Raw genomic sequence first — 14,865 nt, 5'->3', positions numbered from 1 at the left:
CCGTGATCGTTCCCCGATCGTGGGTACCCGGGTAGGCGGGGTTGCGTCGGAGGCGTCCCCTCACAGCGCTGTCGCAGGTCCCCACACGATGGATGGGGCGATGTGGCGGCGCTTTCAGCTGATCTGCGCGGCGGTGGGTGGCGCCGTGGGTTTCCTGGTCTTCGGCGCGATGCTCTGGGGTGGCCTGAACCGGTCCGGCCGGTCGTGGGTGGGCGGGACCGAGTTCGTGGTCGACCTGACGATGATGTCGGTGTCGGCCGTGCTGGGCGTGGTCGCCGTGCTCGCGGCCGTACGGCGAGGAAATCAGGTCCGGCGGGCCGAGGTGACCACCTGGCTGAGCGAGGCCCAGGGGACGGCGGTCGAGGCGGCGACCATGCGGCTGCGTGCCTTGAGCCGTAACGCGGGATTCTCCGCCGCGTTCTGGGCGCTTGCCTTCCTGGTGGCGGCCACGAGCATCGCCACGGGCGCCGGTGCCTTCACCGGTTTCGCGGCGGCGGCGCACATGCTCGCCGTGCTGGTGTCCGTGTTCGCGGTCCCGATGAGCTTGGCGGCGATGAGGGGGTGGGGCAGACGGTATCGGGCGGTGCGGAGAACGGGCTGGCATGCGACGAAGTCGGTCGACGTGCGGAGGCCGGACGGCGGCCCGTTCGAACCCGCCGTGATCACCGTCGAATTCCAGGACGGCAGTGTGATCGAACTGCGCACTGTCGAGTCGACCTATCGTGCCGGGCACAAAGAGGGACAGCGCCTGCTCGAAGCCTGGGTCGGTGGCACGGACCTCTCGATGGTCGTCCTCTTCGAGAACGGTCCGTTGAGGCGAGGCGCATATCCGGTACCCGTGAGGGCGCTCGGAGCCCGTATTCCTCCCGGCGAAGTGCGTCCGCCGAGATCGGCGAGAACCGGGTAGTCCGGGGACCGCGAGGGCACGTTCGCGGTCGGCCGGTGACGCCGGTCCAGCGCACCGTGGCGAGGTAGTGATGGCTCTTGGTCAAGGAGCTCCTCTTTACGGCTGGTTGTTCGGCGGAGTGGTCCCGTTCGGTTCCAAGCCCGACCCGACGCATCCGCCTTGCCGTTTCTCGAGGTTCTCGTCCGCCGAGGTCTGGATATATCAACCTGGATTGATGTACCTTCGGTGCGTGGCGAACGTCGAGACGCTCGAACCGCCGCCGTTCGTACGGCTGGCAAGTGATCCGCTGCGCTGGCGGCTGCTGTGCGAGTTGTCGCACGGCGACCGCCGCGTGCGGGAGCTGGTGGAGACGCTGGGGCAGCCGCAGAACCTGGTGTCCTATCACTTGCGCAAGCTGCGGGTGGCGGAGCTGGTCACGGCGCGGCGGAGCAGTTTCGACGGTCGTGACACCTACTACCACCTCGATCTGGGGCGGTGTGCGGGCGCGCTCGCCGAGGCGGGGGGTTCGCTGCATCCCGCTCTCGCGTCGAGCTCCGCGAATGCGACGAGAGCCGCGTCCCGGATCAAGGTGTTGTTCGTGTGCACCGGGAACAGTGGCCGGTCGCCGATGGCCGAGGCGCTGCTGCGGCACCGGGCCGGTTCGACGGTCGAGGTGTTCAGCGCGGGCAGTCATCCGAAGCCGGTGCATCCCGGCGCGGTGCGCGCCCTCGCCGAGCGCGGTATCGCACTGGAGCACGAACCATCCCATGTGGACGGTCTTCGGCATCGGCGATTCCATTGGGTGATCAGCTTGTGTGACCGTGTCCGCGAGGTCTGTCCGGAGTTTCCCGGGCACCCGCGCGTCGTCCACTGGAGCCTGCCTGATCCGGCAGAGGAGACCGATGACGCGGGCGGAGCCTATCCGGCGTTCCGTCGCCTCGCCGACGAACTGGACCGCCGGATCGGGTTCCTGACCGCCCGAATCGATGAGGTGAAAAGAGCATGACCTCGGAACTGGTGAGCGTGCGTTACCTGGTCGACGACGTCGAAGCCGCCGTCGAGTTCTACACCGGGCACCTGGACTTCGCCGTGCGCACCAGCGCGCTTCCGGCGTTCGCCGACGTGGTGCGCGGGAATCTCCGGCTGCTCCTCAGCGGCCCGGCCAGTTCGGCAGGCCGTCCGATGCCGGACGGCACGAAACCGGCTCCGGGCGGCTGGAATCGCATCCACCTCATCGTCGACGACATCGACGCCGAAGTCGCCCGGCTGCGCGCCGCGGGTGTCGGGTTCCGCAGCGACGTCGTCACCGGACCCGGTGGCCGCCAGATCGTTTTCGACGACCCGGCGGGCAATCCGGTCGAGCTGTTCCAGCCCGCCGCCCGGTGACGTCTGGCTTCCGCGTACTTCCATCAAGACCATGATCTGCATGGGGAGAATGCGGCGGAAGTTGTAAGTACTTTCGTAAAGGACGAAGCATTCGAGGTCTCGAATCAAGTGCTCCTGGAGTTAGATGAGCTTAAGGGGAGTAGCTTGACGGAGGAGCTGGCCCGTAAGCTTTGGCTGGATGAGTACGAGGCGCAGTATGAGTCGGCTACCTGGAATGGTTTGAACAAATAAAGACAATAGTGAAGCGACGGCTGGAGCGAGAACCTTAGTATTCATGCGCTGCTGGTGCGAGCGGTCCGGATCGCCGCACGGTTTCGGTGACGACGTGCCGGTGGCGGCTTGCGGCGACGAGGTCGGCGAGCATGATCGGTGCCGAAACGTCGCGGATCCAGTGGGCCTGTCCGGCGGACCGGGTGTCCGCTCGTTGAACTCCCCGCGAATCCTTCGTCGGTTGCGGTTGTCCTCCCCGGCGTATGCGGGAATCGTTCGCGTTCGGTCCGGATGTTGTCGGAGGGAGCGACATGCGTGTGAGAAAGCTGTTCGTGGCAGTCACTGCGGTGACCGTGGTCGTCAGCGGGGCGAACGTGCCGGCGTGGGCGACCATCGAAGCCCCAGGCGTCGTCGCCGGCGCGGTGAGCCTGGAGGGTGCCAGGAACTTCCGCGATGTCGGCGGGTACACCACGACCGACGGCCGCACGGTTCGTACCGGCGTGGTCTTCCGGTCCAACAAGCTTTCCCGGCTCACCGACACGGATCTCCAGCGGCTCACCGCGATGAACGTCTCGCTGGATGTCGATCTGCGCAACGTGAAGGAGCGCCACGACGAGTCCGACCGAGTGCCACCGGGCGCCCGCTACCAGGTGGCCGACGTGGTCTCGCTCGAACACGGGCTGCGGTTCCACGACAATGCCGCCGTCACCCTGGTGAAGGCCATCGCGGCCGGGTTGCTCAACGGATCCGACAACCTCGGCCAGTCGATCGGCTACCCGTTCATGGTCGACTTCGTGGGCGCGGATTACGCGTTCGGCGACCTCCTGCGTGCCATCGCGACCAACGGTTCCGGCGCCACCGTGTTCCACTGTTCGGCCGGCAAGGACCGCACCGGCTGGGGAACGGCGATCCTGCTGAGCCTGCTCGGTGTGCCGCGTGCGGCCGTCGAGGCCGACTTCATGCTCAGCAACGACAAGCTGGGCGACCCCAAGGCCGTCGAGCTGAGCTGGCTTCGCGCGGCCTTCGACGAGGTCAACCATCTCTACGGGTCCATGGACGCCTACGCACGCCAAGGACTCCGCCTCGACACCGCGACCATCGACGCGCTGAAGGCCCGCCTCCTGGTCTGACACCCAGCCGTCGACCGATACGGAGCGGGGTACCGATGGGTTTCCAGTCGGCCGCGAAGCGGCTGGGCCGGTCGAGTTGGACAGCGCGCGTCATACCTCCTGCGAGGCGGTCGTCGTGCGTGATGTGGCCAGGCAGGACAGGCCCAGACCGGCCAGAGCGAGGATGGCTCCGGCCAGGCCGGTCCAGCGCACCGCGCCCGCGGCGACGATCCCTCCGCCGAGTGCGGCGCCGAGTGCGTTGGCGAGGTTGAACCCGCTGACGTTGACCGCGATCGACAGGGTGGGCGCGTCCGCGGCGTGCCGAAGGATCAGGCCCTGTAACGGAGCGATGGTGGCGGTGGCCAGCAAGCCGAAGGCGAGCACGGCGACGACGGTGGCCGGCTGCGAGGGGGCGGCGAACGGCAGGACGGCGAGGATCACCGTCAGGCCGAGGAACACGATCCGCGCCGTCATGGTCGGTGAGACATCGGTGAGCCGGCCGGCGGCCAGGTTGCCCAGCAGGCTGCCGGCGCCGTAGGCGAGCAGCAGAGCGGATGCCATACCCGCGGAGAAGCCACTGACCTGAGTCAACAGAGGCATGAGGTAGGTCAGGACGACACCGACCCCGGCGAAGCCGATGGCGGTGGTGGTGATGGCCAGCAGCACCGGGCGACGCAGCAAGACCTGAATCTCGGACCGGGCGCCGGTGGTCGGCGCTGGTGTGCGAGGCAGCGCCACGGCCAGGACCGCGCCGCCCGCGGCGGCGATGACCGCGATGGCCAGGAACGGCATTCTCCAGCCGAAGGCCTGGCCGAGCAGCGCCCCGAGGGGAACCCCGAGCACGGTCGCGACGGTGAGCCCGGAGACCACGATGGCGATCGCGCGCCCGGCCCGGTCGGGCGGCACGACGGTCGTGACCACCACCATGGAGATGGCGAACAGAGTGCCCTGGGCCAGCGCGGCCAGCACGCGGCTGGCCACCAGCAGGCCGTAGGAGGTGGCCGCCGCGCTGAGCAGGCTCCCGGCGATGAACAGCGCGATCAGGCTGAGAACCAGACCTTTGCGGGGCATCCGCGCGGTGAGCACGGTGATCAGCGGGCCACCGATCACCACGCCGAGGGCATACGCGGTGACGAGTTGACCGGTGCTGGCGACGGACACCTGCACGCCGGCCGCGATCTGCGGCAGCAGGCCGCTCACCAGTAGTTCGGCCGTGCCGATCGCGAAGATGCACAAGAGGAATCCGGCGATGATCGGAATGGCCCGTCTCGTCGCGGTTGATGCCGGAGTGCGGGGTGCGGCCGTTGCGGGTGTCATACGGCGGACCGTAAAGTCTCACACGGATGTGAGAGTCAATCTGGTGTGGCGGGAGTCGCAGTGTCGGTGCGGACGATCAGGATCGGCGAGCTGTCCCGGCGCAGCGGCGTGAGCCATCGGCTGTTGCGCTACTACGAAGAGCAGGGGCTGCTCCGCCCGCAACGCCGACCGAGTGGATACCGGGAGTACCCGTCCTCCGACGTTGCCGTGGTACGCCGGATCCGTGGCCTGCTGGCCGCCGGGTTGTCCACCGCGACGATCTCCTCGGTGTTGCCGTGCATCCGTGATGACGGTGAGCGGCTGGTGCCGACCTGCCCGGACCTCATCGCGCAGCTGCGACGGGAACGCGACCGGCTCGACCAGGCCATCGAGGACCTCACCACGTCCCGCCGGGCCTTGGACACGGTGATCTCCGCGGCGCCGTCGACGCCGAGCTGAGTCCGACGCGACGCGGTGGTCCGGCACTGTGGCGCTGTCGGCCATCAGCCCAGAGGGGACCCGCGCTGCCGTCGCGGCCGAGCCACGTCGCCCTCCGCGAGCGGTTCGTGCCAGAAGCTGGATCATGCGACGGATCGAACGCGCCGAGCTTCAGTCCAGTTGGCGGTCGTCGCGCGTCTTCTTGGTGAGGGACCTGCTGACGTAGATCAGTCCACCGGTCAGGACCACGATGTCGTCGAAGTAGACCGGGTCGGGCAAGAGATCGAACGGGAACACCGTGTAGATCAGGGAAAGCCAGTAGGCGACCTTGGTCGGCACCGGGGTGTCCGGCCGATGGACCTGACGGTGTTTCCGAACCAGCTTGATCCCGAGGAACAGGGCGATCAGCACGAAGACGACGATCAGCACAACGGCCACGACACCGAGCGTCGTCCACAGAGACTCCACGCGATCCCCTCACATCACGACGACAATCGGAGCATGGCGCCACCTCCACGGTAGCCCACCGGCTCATCCGGTGCCGATGCTGCTCCGGCCTCATGCATGGGTGCTGGGCTGCGCCCTTTGGGGACGACGCAACCCAGCCGGGTACCCACCCAGCCCAAGGGGATCTTGAGCGTGAAGATCATGGCATCCAGCACCGACAATCACGGCGAGGTCGACTGGAATCGGTTGACCGGAACACTCTTGCCCGAGTCCGTATGGGGGGCGGAAGCCCAGGTTCTGCATCGCTGTGTTTCTGCTGGTCGCATGCGGGCTCGTTGGTGACCGCTGAGGAAGAAGACGACGAGGAGCACGGGCCTGAGTGACCCGTGCTCCTCAGCGTTTCGCGGGTCAGCCGTTGGGGTCGCTGGTGTTGACGTCGCCGTTGACACCCTTGGGGAAGAAGCCGCCGGAGGTGACGGCTTTCGGGTTCAGGTAGACGATGTTGAGGACCTGGCCGGGGGATCGGCTGTAGGCGATGCCGTTGCCGTCGGTCGGCACGATGTTCGCGCGGCCTTGGCCGTCGACGACACCCTGGTCGAGGTCGGTCTTCCCGTCGAGGCTGTCGCGGGCGTTGGAGAGTTTGACGCTGGCTTCGCGGAGGTCGCGGCCCAGGAGGCCGAGACCGAGGATCCCGCCGGTGTGCTGGTAGAGGGCGCTGCGGATGTTGGCGGCGTGGTAGGCCTCGACGGCGAGGATCCCTGCCGCGGCTTCGAGGTAGGTTTTGTTGGTGATCAGGGGCGCGGCGCCTTTGTAGGCGGTGACACCGACGTCTTCGAACAGATAGGCGGCGAGGAGGAAGTTCTCCTCGCAGGCGAAAGCGTCGAAGCTCTGTCCTTTGCGGACCAGGCCGGCCGCTTGAGCGGCGGCGGTGAAACTGGCCTGCAGATCGATCGCCGGGCGGCTGACCGCGGCGGAACCGAGCGCGGACCGCAGGAATTCGACGTGCGCCTTCTCGTCGGAGGCGATCTCCTGGGCGTACTGTTTGGCGGCCTTGGTCTTGAATTTCACCGCTCGCCCACCGGTGACGCCGCCGCGGGTCCCGGTTCCGGTGGTGGATGAGTCGGCGAGCCCCTTTCCGGTGACGGCGTGAAGATAGAACTCGGCTTCAAGGTATTCCAGGTTGAGCGCGAAGTTGAGGACGGCGGCGTCGCTGACGCCCTCGGCCGCCGCTTCGGTGGCGGCCGGGCGGGCGGTGGCCGCGGCGGACGTCCCGGCGGTGAGCCCGCCGAGGGCACCGGCACCGACGACACCGAGTCCGGTCACTCCGGCGGCCCGCAGGAAACGTCGGCGATCCGGCTCGTTCTCGGCACTGCGGTTGATCATCGACGCGGCGAAGCGCTTGCCAAACACGGGCGATCTCCTTCCCTCCCGGGGTGACTGCGCACGGCACCGGGCGTATCCCGCGCGTCGCGGGATGCGGGCCGCGCGGGCTGGATCTTTCGTTGACCGTTCATTTCGTGCCCGCGCGGGGAATGGATTGGTCGAGATCACCGGATCAGGCGGTCGCGGCGGAGATCGGAGTCGAATTGATCGAGTCCGATGGCTGTCAGCGCTCGTCGTACATCTGGGCCGGAACCAACGCCCACACCACTTTTCCCGCTTCTTCCGGCCGCACGCCCCAGCTAAGCGCCAAGTGGGCAACGAGACGAAGTCCGTGATAGCCCTGACCGAGGAGGTTCGTGGTTCTCGAATTCAGGTTCTCGATGTCGGGATCGTCGTCGGTGACTTCGATCAAGGTACCGTGCGCCTGCCTGGTGACCCGGAGTTCGCCCGGCGTGGTCGTGTGCTGATAGGCGTTGGCGATCAGTTCGTCGAGAACCAGGAGGACCGCGCCGAGCGGTTCTTCTTTGCTGCGGCCGAAACCCAGGCAGTTGGCGATCGTCGAGCGCACGCGACGCCGTTCGGGGCGTTTCGCGAGGCTGATCTTGACTTCTGCCGTCCAGATGATCCGTTGGATCAGCCGATCCAGTTCGAGCTCGACGTTTTCCGAGTATGATTCCGAATCCCCGTCCATCCCACCCCCTTGCCGACACCGGTCGAGAGGTTTTCGGGACCACCGCGGGAATGGTTGGGCACAGGCCGTCACGTCATTCGTTCGGTCGGAACCGGACGGCGGCGATGCCCCCGCCGAGCCGGTAGAGACTGGCCAGGAGTTCCCACATCGGTTCCGCCACGGCGGACACTGTGACCAGCCGCAGATCATCCTCGGTGAAATGAACCTTCAGCATCCGGCTAGAGCCACGGCGTGAGGCTGTCGAGGATCTTGGCCTTTGGTTGGGCGCCGGTGATCGTCGCTGCGGGTTTGCCGTCGACGAACAGGATCACCGTCGGAATGGACATGACGTCGTAGCCGACCGCGATCTCCGGGTTGTCGTCGATGTCCACCTTGACGACGGCGAGTTCGTGGCGGTGTTCCTCGGCGATTTCGGTGAGGACGGGGGCCAGTGCCTTGCAGGGGCCGCACCAGGGTGCCCAGAAGTCGACCAGTACCGGTCTGTCCTGTTCGAGGACCTCGGCGGCGAAGGTGGCGGTGGTGACGGATCGCATGCTCATGACTTCCGTTCCTGTGTGATCAGCCGAAAGTGAAGGAGAAGGCCTGCACGCCCGAGCCGACGGTGACGTCGAGTGCGCCCGCTTCGATGTCCTTTGTGGACAGAACCTGGTAGGAGTTCGGGGTGCCGGTCACCCGGATGGTCTTGGTCTGGCCTTTCGCGGTGTAGGTGACGGTGCCGTTGCCCGCGAGGACCATCCGGACTTCCTTGGCGCGGTAGTTGAGCTTGATCTCCCCGCCGGCGCCGGTGGGGGTGATGTTCTGGCTCGTGAGTGTCCAGTCGCCTTGGAGGACGAAGGTGTCCGGTGCCAGGGTGGCGGGGTAGGTGAAGGTCTTGGCGCCGGCCGTGTAGTCCTCGGTTCCGGCGAAGTTGACGCGTTTGGTCGAGCCGAGGTAGGTCTCGCGGGTGATGGCGGCGGTGTCCGGGGTGTCGTCGGCGGTGCCGGTCGCGGCGGGGAGCCGCACGTCCGGATTCGCCTTGGTGAGCAGCTCGCGGATGAGCTTCTCGGTCGTCTGGTAGTCACCCTCACCGAACTTGATGTGCCGCACGGTGCCTTCGGCGTCGATGAGGTAGTGCGCGGGCCAGAACCGGTTGCGGTAGTTGGTCCAAGTCGACAGGTTGTTGTCGAGCGCGACCGGGTAGCCGATGCCGAACTTGTCCGCGGCGGCCCTGACGTTCCCCGGTTCCTTCTCGAAGGCGTACTCGGGGGAGTGGACGCCGATCACCTGGAGGCCGGCGTCGCGGTAGGCCTTGTCCCAGGCGGTGACGTGCGGGATCGAGCGCTGGCAGTTGATGCAGGAGTAGGCCCAGAAGTCGAGCAGGACCACCTTGCCGCGCAGCTGCGCCAGATCGACCGGGGCACCGCCGGACGTGTTGAACCACTGCTGGATTCCCTTGATGTCCGGGGCTTTCCCGCAGCTTTCGAGATCCTTGGCGCCGTCGGTGCAGAGGTCCAGGTCCTTGTTCTGGTCGTTCTCCAGGCCGCCGAGGTTGAGTGCCTTCTTGACCTGCTCGGAGTTGTTGATGTCGTTCTGCAGTCCGCTGGTGTAGTCGGGCACGGCCCGCTGGAGCAGTTGCGGCAGATTGAACACGAGCCCGATCGCGAGCGCGATCATCACGATGCCCGCGGTGATCCGGATACCGCGCTGCCGCTTGCGGAAGGCCTTCACCCGCTCGGCGACACGGCGCCCGGCGAGGGCGAAGATCAGTAGTGGAAGCGCGGCACCGATGGCGAAGGTCGAGGTGAGCACGACGGTGTCGAGGCCGATCTGCCCGGTCGACCCGGCGACCGTGATCGCGGCGAGCACCGGGCCGGCGCACGGCACGTAGACCGCGCCCAGCCCGAGACCGAGGGCGAAGCCGCCGCGGTTGGCGTCGGGGCGGCGTTGCGGGATCCAGCTGAACGGCTTCTCCAGCAGGTGCTCGAACTTCGGGACGATGAGCCCGATCCCGATCAGTGCCAGGACGATCAGGCCCGCCCAGCGGAGAACATCCTGCGGCAGGCCGAGAATCGACAGCAGCAGCGACCCGAACAAGGTCACCAGGGTGAAGCTGACGACGAGCCCCAGAATGATGAGATAGGGGCGCGAACGCGGCGGCTTGGTCTCGGCGGGAGCTTCCGCCGTGGCGACACCGCCGCTCTGTTCCTTGTGGACGGTCGGCTTCGCGTTCTGTACGCCGCCGGAAAGGAAGATGACCGGCAGTACCGGCAGGATGCACGGCGAGATGCCGGTGACCAATCCGCCGACGAGGCCGATCAGCGCGAGTGTGAGCACGATTGCCCCCGAGGCGGATCGAGTGGGGTGGGTGACACAAGGCATTCGTCGCACGACCGTCTCCGGATTGCCTCTCCCTGCGTCGCGAGTGACCGAGAGTCCACGATCGTGTGCATCGGGTAACAGAACGGTCTCGATGATCGAACCCGCCTATCCGGCCCGGTGGGGGCTTCGAAACCAGGTTGTTCGTCGCCTCGGGAAAGCGCCGAGGCACATCAAGCCCTGTGGGCCGATTCCCTCAGTCATTAGGAGTTACCAGTCATGAAGCGCAGTACTCGCCGCGTCACCCTGGCCACCGGTCTCGCCGCCTTCGCGCTCATGGGCGCGGCGTGCGGCAGTGACAGCGGATCGAACAACGCGGGCAGCACCCCGGCCCCGTCCTCCTCCGCCATGCAGCAGCCGTCCTCCAGCGCCATGGCCGACCCGGCCAAGGACCTCGTCGGCCCCGGTTGTGCGGGTTACGCGGAAAAGGTTCCCAGCGGCCCGGGTTCCGTCGCGGGCATGTCGGCCGACCCGGTCGCCGTCGCCGCGAGCAACAACCCGCTGCTCAAGACGCTCGTGTCCGCGGTCTCCGGGAAGCTGAACCCGAAGGTGGACCTGGTTTCGACGCTCAACGGCAGCGAGTTCACCGTCTTCGCCCCGGTGGACGACGCGTTCGCGAAGATCGACGCGGCCACCATCGAGAAGCTCAAGACCGACGACGCGCTGCTGAAGAAGATCCTGACCTATCACGTGGTTCCGGGCCAGATCGCGCCCGACAAGATCGTCGGCGACCAGACCTCCGTCGAGAAGGGTGTCGTCAAGGTCACCGGCACCAAGGACGCGCTGAAGGTCAATGACGCCAACGTGATCTGCGGTGGCGTGCACACCGCGAACGCGACCGTGTACCTCATCGACTCGGTCCTGATGCCCCCGGCGGCGTAAGCCACTGTCCACATCGGACGTCGTGGAGGGTGCCTTGTCTCCCCGGAGAAGGCATCCTCCACGACTGGATCACTGGAGCCTGACTGTGGCCAAGGTTCGGGTCTTCGGTGTCGGGCTTCTCGTTGCCGCCACGGCGGCACTCACGGCGTGCGGCAGCGCTACGCAGGTCGCTGGCCCACCGGGCAGGATGACGTTCTCGCCGGAGTCCGTTCCCGCAGGCGCCGCGGGCCTCACGGGATCGCCGGACGGCTCGACCACCACGGCGGACGTCTTCGGCCCGAAGTGTTCCTCGAAGCCTTCCCGATTTCTCGCCGCGGCAGGGGCAGCGGGTCTGATAGGCACCGCCGTCACGGTCTTCGCTCCCGCTGACGAGGCACTCGGCGACACCGATCCGGAGCCGATCCTGCGCCTCCACGTCATCGGCAAGCGGTACGACGCCAAAGGGCTCGCGGTCGCCGGTTCCGTGCCGAGTCTCGACAGCACCGGCGGCCCGGTGAAGATCGACGGTTTCGGCGAGAACATGACGATCGACGGCGCGAAGATCCTGTGCGGCAACGTTCCCGAGAGGAATGCGACCGTCTTCGTGATCGACAAGGTCCTGAAACCGAAATCCACCTGAACTGTCTTGCGTCCGGGAGCAGGTGGCCCTGGCGCGGGGGAACGCTGATTCGGCAGCGTTCCGCCGGTCGTCGCCGTCGCTGGTTCACTCCATGGCCACGGCGGCGGCCGGCACCCGTCCACCGGAGGAGCGGATCCGAACCACCTGCATGAGGCTCAGGGACAGGCTCGCGGCGACGATCATGCACGCGTCGGCGCGATGGACCGTGCGGTACGGGGAAAAGTTGCGGTTCGCGGGGAGCGATCTGCCGTCGCCGACGGTCATTCGTGTTCCGACCCGGCATGGCCGAGTCCGCGTGTACGTGTACCGGCCACCGAATCCGTGCGGTGCGTATGTGCATTTTCACGGAGGTGCCTGGCTGATGCGGTATCCGGCCATGGACGACTGGTGGTGCCGCTATGTCGCGGCCACAGCGGGGGTGGCGGTGTACAACGTCGACTTCCGATGCGGCCCTTACGTCGCGTTCCCGGTGGCGCAGCACCAGTGTTTCGACGCCGCGTCCTGGGTGGCCACTGGCGCACGGGTCGTGGTGGGTGGATTCTCCTCCGGTGGAGGGCTCGCGGCGGCCGTCTGCCTGCAGGCCAGAGATGAGAGCTCGTGGCGGCCTGCGCTTCAGGTGCTCGGCGTACCCGCGCTGGATCTCGCGGGCGACCCGGATCTGGCCGCGGGCGGGATGATCTCGCCGGGCCTGCGCGACCTGGTCCGCCGGGTGTACTTCCCGGACCCGTCGACCCGGCGGCACCCCTACGCCTCGCCCTTGCTGGCTCCCGACCTGACCGATTTGCCGCGCGCAGTCGTTCTCACCGGCGAGCACGACGCCTTGCGCGGAGACGGTGACCGGTACGCGGCCCGGCTGCGCGAAGCCCGAGTGAACGTCGTGTACGACCGGACGCCGGGAGTGGACCACTACTTTCTCACCGATGACCCGGTCCGGGCCCGTACGACCATGGCCTGGGTGGCGGACGAGATCCGCCGGGCGGTGTCAGTCGCCGACCCGGAATGACGTCGCCGCGCGTACCGGGCCTTCGAAGATCCCCGCGATCCGGGCGTAGCCGACGTCATTCGGATGAAACCAGTCGTCGGCGAGACTGCCACGCAGCGGCCCCAGCGCGGGCCCACGCATATCCGCGACCTGGATCCGGCCGCGTGCGCCCGCGGTGTCCAGGAGCGCGTTGACCGTGTCCGCCGCGGCGTTGCCGTGCGGGAGCGTGGCGACCACCGAACGCCCGGCAGGGAGCCGGTCGAGCAGATCGATGAACCGTTTCTCGACACCACGGCGGCGGGCGGGGGTCAGCATGTCGTTGGCGCCGACCAGGACCGTCACCAGCGCCGGAGTCAATGCGAGCATGCGGGGGAGTTGGTCGTCCAAGACATCGGCGATCCGGGCGCCGGACATCGACAGGTTCACCACCGCGAAGCGGTCTCCGAGCCGGGCGTCCAGGCGCGGTACCCAGCCGCCGCTGACGGTCCGGGCTCCGATGCCCTGCGTCATCGAGTCACCGAGAGCGACCCACAACGACTTACCGGAGACGAGAGCTTCCTGGTTCGCCTCCGACCATGCGCGTGCGAACGGGATCTTCTGCGCGCGGACACGACGGACGCCGGGCAGCACGACCGAGGCCAGGTCGAGCGCCCGACCCGACCACGTACGGTCCGCCACCTCGATCTCCCTTCGGGACACCTTTACCTTCCTCGGTACACGACGGGCCGCGGATTGGGCCCCGCTTTCCGCGAGCGTCCCGAGAGGATGGATCCGCAAGTGCGGATGAGATCGTCTCTCGCTATTGCCTCTGCGGCAGCAATAGCCGGGGTAGCGTGCAGCTATGGCCTGTGCCTGCTTGGCGCGGCATGCGTTTGTGGTATTCGTCCTGCCCCGCTCCAGCCTCGGCCGCGAGGGCCTTCGTGCCTGACAGCGTTCCAGTGTCGGCCATGTCAGCGAAGATTCGGTTATTCCGCCGGGCGCTGGGTGGGTCTCGTGGGTTGCATTTGGGCTCGGAATGGATCGTGGTCAGAGGTCGTCCTGGGGCAGACAGAGACGTCCGGCGATGATGTCGCGGGACACGTCGGTGATCGCGCGCTGGTGGCTGAAGGAGTAGGCCCTGAGGCGGGCGAGGGCGTCGTCGACCGGGGCGGCAAGGCGGTGGCACAGGATCCCGGCGGCCTGGTGTACTTCCGCCCGATGAAACGTAGTGCCCTCTGCTTCGCCGCTGCCGGAATTCCATGCCAGCGTTTCGGAACTGAGCAAAGTGGTGAATGCCAGGGCTGCGGCTACCTGCTTGTCGCTCATCGGACCGGTCTCTCGCCGATGGCACATCATCGCGCCGACGCAGATCGGTCCAAGGCGCATGGGGAAGGCGAAGACAGCACGCACGCCAAGCCTCAGGGCGTGGGCGGTGAATCCTGGCCAGCGAGAGGTCGCTGTGAGGTCGGGACACAGGACCGGCCCGTGGCCGGTGGTGGCGTCGAAGACCGGCCCTTCTCCCGCCGAGTACTGGTCGTCGTCAAGCCGGGCGCTGGTCTCGTCGCTGAACCAGGTCATCTCGAGGATGGCGGCGGTCGTCATGGAGAGGGTGATCCCGTCGACGCCCAGCCGGGAGAGGTCGATCTTGCTTGGCGTCACCCTGCCTCCAACCTCGAGGTCAGGCACACCGTGCGACGCAGGCCGGGCCTTCGGAAGCAGATCCGGGCAGCCGAGCCCAGTGGTGACGGCTGGCTGCAAGACCTCACTCTGGAATCAGAGCTTAAGGACGCGGAAATTCGGGATCAAGTGATGTCATTCAGCTGGCGGACAGTACACCGTACCCGTGGATGATCATTGGGTTGTGTGTGAAGAACTGTCCATGGTTTCCGCCTGGTCAGTGCATTAAGAGCGTGTCTTACGTGGTGAGTTTTCGGAGTTTCTTGTGGCAGCTGAGGGCGGCTCCGAGGGTGAGGAATGCGAGGAAGTGTTCGGCTTTGCGTTCGTAGCGGAGGGTGAGGCGGCGGTATCCGGTGAGCCAGGCCATGGTTCGCTCGATCACCCGGCGGTGCTTGCCGAGTTTGTCCGCGGATTCGATGCCTTTGCGGGCGATGCGGACTGTGATGCCGCGGTCGTGGACCCATCGTCGGAGAGCGCTCTGGTCGTAGGCCTTGTCGGCGTGCAGCTTGGCGGGCTTGCGGCGTC

At 67.1% G+C, this 14,865-nt stretch carries 20 protein-coding genes; 9 read left to right on the top strand and 11 right to left on the bottom strand.

Going from position 1 to position 14,865, the window contains the following annotated elements; genetic code table 11:
• The first annotated feature begins 100 nt into the window (after window positions 1–100).
• The 5 genes from B0293_RS28930 to B0293_RS28915 all read left to right on the top strand — a co-directional run bounded on the left by B0293_RS28930 (window position 101) and on the right by B0293_RS28915 (window position 3,612).
• Window positions 101–907, top strand: a complete 807-nt coding sequence (locus B0293_RS28930) for a hypothetical protein (RefSeq protein WP_005154974.1) — start codon at window positions 101–103, stop codon at window positions 905–907.
• A 214-nt stretch (window positions 908–1,121) separates the two neighbouring features.
• Window positions 1,122–1,892 carry an arsenate reductase/protein-tyrosine-phosphatase family protein gene (locus B0293_RS28925; protein WP_052014389.1) on the top strand — a complete coding sequence of 257 codons (771 nt, stop codon included), beginning with the start codon at window positions 1,122–1,124 and terminating at the stop codon, window positions 1,890–1,892.
• Window positions 1,889–2,272: a VOC family protein gene (locus B0293_RS28920; RefSeq protein WP_005154971.1), complete on the top strand. Its 384-nt coding sequence runs from the start codon at window positions 1,889–1,891 to the stop codon at window positions 2,270–2,272. The genes B0293_RS28925 and B0293_RS28920 overlap by 4 nt, the downstream gene beginning before the upstream one ends.
• A 3-nt stretch (window positions 2,273–2,275) precedes the next feature.
• Window positions 2,276–2,503 (top strand): contact-dependent growth inhibition system immunity protein, encoded by a 228-nt coding sequence (locus B0293_RS44900; protein ID WP_158081886.1) that lies wholly within the window; start codon window positions 2,276–2,278, stop codon window positions 2,501–2,503.
• 290 nt (window positions 2,504–2,793) lie between these two features.
• Entirely contained in the window at window positions 2,794–3,612 is an 819-nt protein-coding gene (locus B0293_RS28915; RefSeq protein ID WP_039917004.1) for a tyrosine-protein phosphatase, read from the top strand.
• Window positions 3,613–3,702: 90 nt separating this feature from the next.
• On the opposite strand, the gene B0293_RS28910 is transcribed toward B0293_RS28915, so the two are convergent.
• Window positions 3,703–4,908, bottom strand: coding sequence for an MFS transporter (locus tag B0293_RS28910; RefSeq protein WP_077241417.1), 1,206 nt, complete (start codon window positions 4,906–4,908; stop codon window positions 3,703–3,705).
• A gap of 75 nt (window positions 4,909–4,983) precedes the next feature.
• Between B0293_RS28910 and B0293_RS28905 the strand changes: the two genes are divergently transcribed.
• On the top strand, window positions 4,984–5,346 hold the full coding sequence (locus tag B0293_RS28905) for a MerR family transcriptional regulator (protein ID WP_039916998.1): 363 nt from the start codon (window positions 4,984–4,986) through the stop codon (window positions 5,344–5,346).
• Window positions 5,347–5,496: 150 nt separating this feature from the next.
• Here B0293_RS28905 and B0293_RS28900 read toward each other — a convergent pair whose 3' ends face one another.
• The 6 genes from B0293_RS28900 to B0293_RS28880 all read right to left on the bottom strand — a co-directional run bounded on the left by B0293_RS28900 (window position 5,497) and on the right by B0293_RS28880 (window position 10,159).
• Window positions 5,497–5,793 carry a YkvA family protein gene (locus B0293_RS28900; RefSeq protein ID WP_005154954.1) on the bottom strand — a complete coding sequence of 99 codons (297 nt, stop codon included), beginning with the start codon at window positions 5,791–5,793 and terminating at the stop codon, window positions 5,497–5,499.
• 387 nt (window positions 5,794–6,180) lie between these two features.
• Entirely contained in the window at window positions 6,181–7,182 is a 1,002-nt protein-coding gene (locus B0293_RS28895; RefSeq protein ID WP_005154953.1) for a ferritin-like domain-containing protein, read from the bottom strand.
• A gap of 196 nt (window positions 7,183–7,378) precedes the next feature.
• Window positions 7,379–7,846: an ATP-binding protein gene (locus tag B0293_RS28890; RefSeq protein ID WP_005154951.1), complete on the bottom strand. Its 468-nt coding sequence runs from the start codon at window positions 7,844–7,846 to the stop codon at window positions 7,379–7,381.
• A gap of 73 nt (window positions 7,847–7,919) precedes the next feature.
• Complete coding sequence (locus tag B0293_RS43580) at window positions 7,920–8,060, bottom strand: hypothetical protein (RefSeq protein WP_005154949.1); 141 nt, start codon at window positions 8,058–8,060, stop codon at window positions 7,920–7,922.
• A gap of 4 nt (window positions 8,061–8,064) precedes the next feature.
• Window positions 8,065–8,385 carry a thioredoxin gene (gene trxA, locus B0293_RS28885; protein ID WP_005154947.1) on the bottom strand — a complete coding sequence of 107 codons (321 nt, stop codon included), beginning with the start codon at window positions 8,383–8,385 and terminating at the stop codon, window positions 8,065–8,067.
• 19 nt (window positions 8,386–8,404) lie between these two features.
• Window positions 8,405–10,159: a cytochrome c biogenesis protein DipZ gene (locus B0293_RS28880; RefSeq protein ID WP_005154946.1), complete on the bottom strand. Its 1,755-nt coding sequence runs from the start codon at window positions 10,157–10,159 to the stop codon at window positions 8,405–8,407.
• 261 nt (window positions 10,160–10,420) lie between these two features.
• Between B0293_RS28880 and B0293_RS28875 the strand changes: the two genes are divergently transcribed.
• Window positions 10,421–11,083, top strand: coding sequence for a fasciclin domain-containing protein (locus B0293_RS28875; protein WP_005154945.1), 663 nt, complete (start codon window positions 10,421–10,423; stop codon window positions 11,081–11,083).
• A gap of 85 nt (window positions 11,084–11,168) precedes the next feature.
• Window positions 11,169–11,702: a fasciclin domain-containing protein gene (locus tag B0293_RS28870; RefSeq protein WP_039916878.1), complete on the top strand. Its 534-nt coding sequence runs from the start codon at window positions 11,169–11,171 to the stop codon at window positions 11,700–11,702.
• An 84-nt stretch (window positions 11,703–11,786) separates the two neighbouring features.
• Here the strand turns inward: B0293_RS28870 and B0293_RS44360 are convergent, their stop codons facing one another.
• On the bottom strand, window positions 11,787–11,966 hold the full coding sequence (locus B0293_RS44360) for a hypothetical protein (protein WP_005154943.1): 180 nt from the start codon (window positions 11,964–11,966) through the stop codon (window positions 11,787–11,789).
• Between B0293_RS44360 and B0293_RS28865 the strand changes: the two genes are divergently transcribed.
• Window positions 11,884–12,705, top strand: coding sequence for an alpha/beta hydrolase fold domain-containing protein (locus B0293_RS28865; RefSeq protein ID WP_063936630.1), 822 nt, complete (start codon window positions 11,884–11,886; stop codon window positions 12,703–12,705). The two genes, B0293_RS44360 and B0293_RS28865, sit on opposite strands and share 83 nt — an antisense overlap.
• Here B0293_RS28865 and B0293_RS28860 read toward each other — a convergent pair.
• The 3 genes from B0293_RS28860 to B0293_RS28850 all read right to left on the bottom strand — a co-directional run.
• Window positions 12,685–13,362, bottom strand: a complete 678-nt coding sequence (locus tag B0293_RS28860; protein WP_039916996.1) for an SGNH/GDSL hydrolase family protein — start codon at window positions 13,360–13,362, stop codon at window positions 12,685–12,687. The two genes, B0293_RS28865 and B0293_RS28860, sit on opposite strands and share 21 nt — an antisense overlap.
• A gap of 348 nt (window positions 13,363–13,710) precedes the next feature.
• Window positions 13,711–14,322: an ANTAR domain-containing protein gene (locus tag B0293_RS28855; RefSeq protein ID WP_143254664.1), complete on the bottom strand. Its 612-nt coding sequence runs from the start codon at window positions 14,320–14,322 to the stop codon at window positions 13,711–13,713.
• Between the two features lie 256 nt (window positions 14,323–14,578).
• On the bottom strand, window positions 14,579–14,865 hold a 287-nt coding region (locus tag B0293_RS28850; RefSeq protein ID WP_083755231.1), incomplete at its 5' end, for a transposase.

Origin of the sequence: Amycolatopsis azurea DSM 43854 (genome assembly GCF_001995215.1) — a bacterium.
GTDB lineage: Bacteria > Actinomycetota > Actinomycetes > Mycobacteriales > Pseudonocardiaceae > Amycolatopsis > Amycolatopsis azurea.
The sequence above is the reverse complement of the archived record's forward strand: the minus strand, read 5'-3'. Positions and strand labels throughout refer to the sequence as shown.

Excerpts from the sequence above, each read along its gene's own strand:
- B0293_RS28930 (WP_005154974.1), top strand. The coding sequence starts at position 101 with ATGTGGCGGCGCTTTCAGCTGATCTGCGCGGCGGTGGGTGGCGCCGTG.
- B0293_RS28925 (WP_052014389.1), top strand. The coding sequence starts at position 1,122 with ATGTACCTTCGGTGCGTGGCGAACGTCGAGACGCTCGAACCGCCGCCG.
- B0293_RS28920 (WP_005154971.1), top strand. The coding sequence starts at position 1,889 with ATGACCTCGGAACTGGTGAGCGTGCGTTACCTGGTCGACGACGTCGAA.
- B0293_RS28915 (WP_039917004.1), top strand. The coding sequence starts at position 2,794 with ATGCGTGTGAGAAAGCTGTTCGTGGCAGTCACTGCGGTGACCGTGGTC.
- B0293_RS28910 (WP_077241417.1), bottom strand. The coding sequence starts at position 4,908 with ATGACACCCGCAACGGCCGCACCCCGCACTCCGGCATCAACCGCGACG.
- B0293_RS28890 (WP_005154951.1), bottom strand. The coding sequence starts at position 7,846 with ATGGACGGGGATTCGGAATCATACTCGGAAAACGTCGAGCTCGAACTG.
- B0293_RS43580 (WP_005154949.1), bottom strand. The coding sequence starts at position 8,060 with ATGCTGAAGGTTCATTTCACCGAGGATGATCTGCGGCTGGTCACAGTG.
- trxA (WP_005154947.1), bottom strand. The coding sequence starts at position 8,385 with ATGAGCATGCGATCCGTCACCACCGCCACCTTCGCCGCCGAGGTCCTC.
- B0293_RS28875 (WP_005154945.1), top strand. The coding sequence starts at position 10,421 with ATGAAGCGCAGTACTCGCCGCGTCACCCTGGCCACCGGTCTCGCCGCC.
- B0293_RS28865 (WP_063936630.1), top strand. The coding sequence starts at position 11,884 with ATGCACGCGTCGGCGCGATGGACCGTGCGGTACGGGGAAAAGTTGCGG.
- B0293_RS44360 (WP_005154943.1), bottom strand. The coding sequence starts at position 11,966 with ATGACCGTCGGCGACGGCAGATCGCTCCCCGCGAACCGCAACTTTTCC.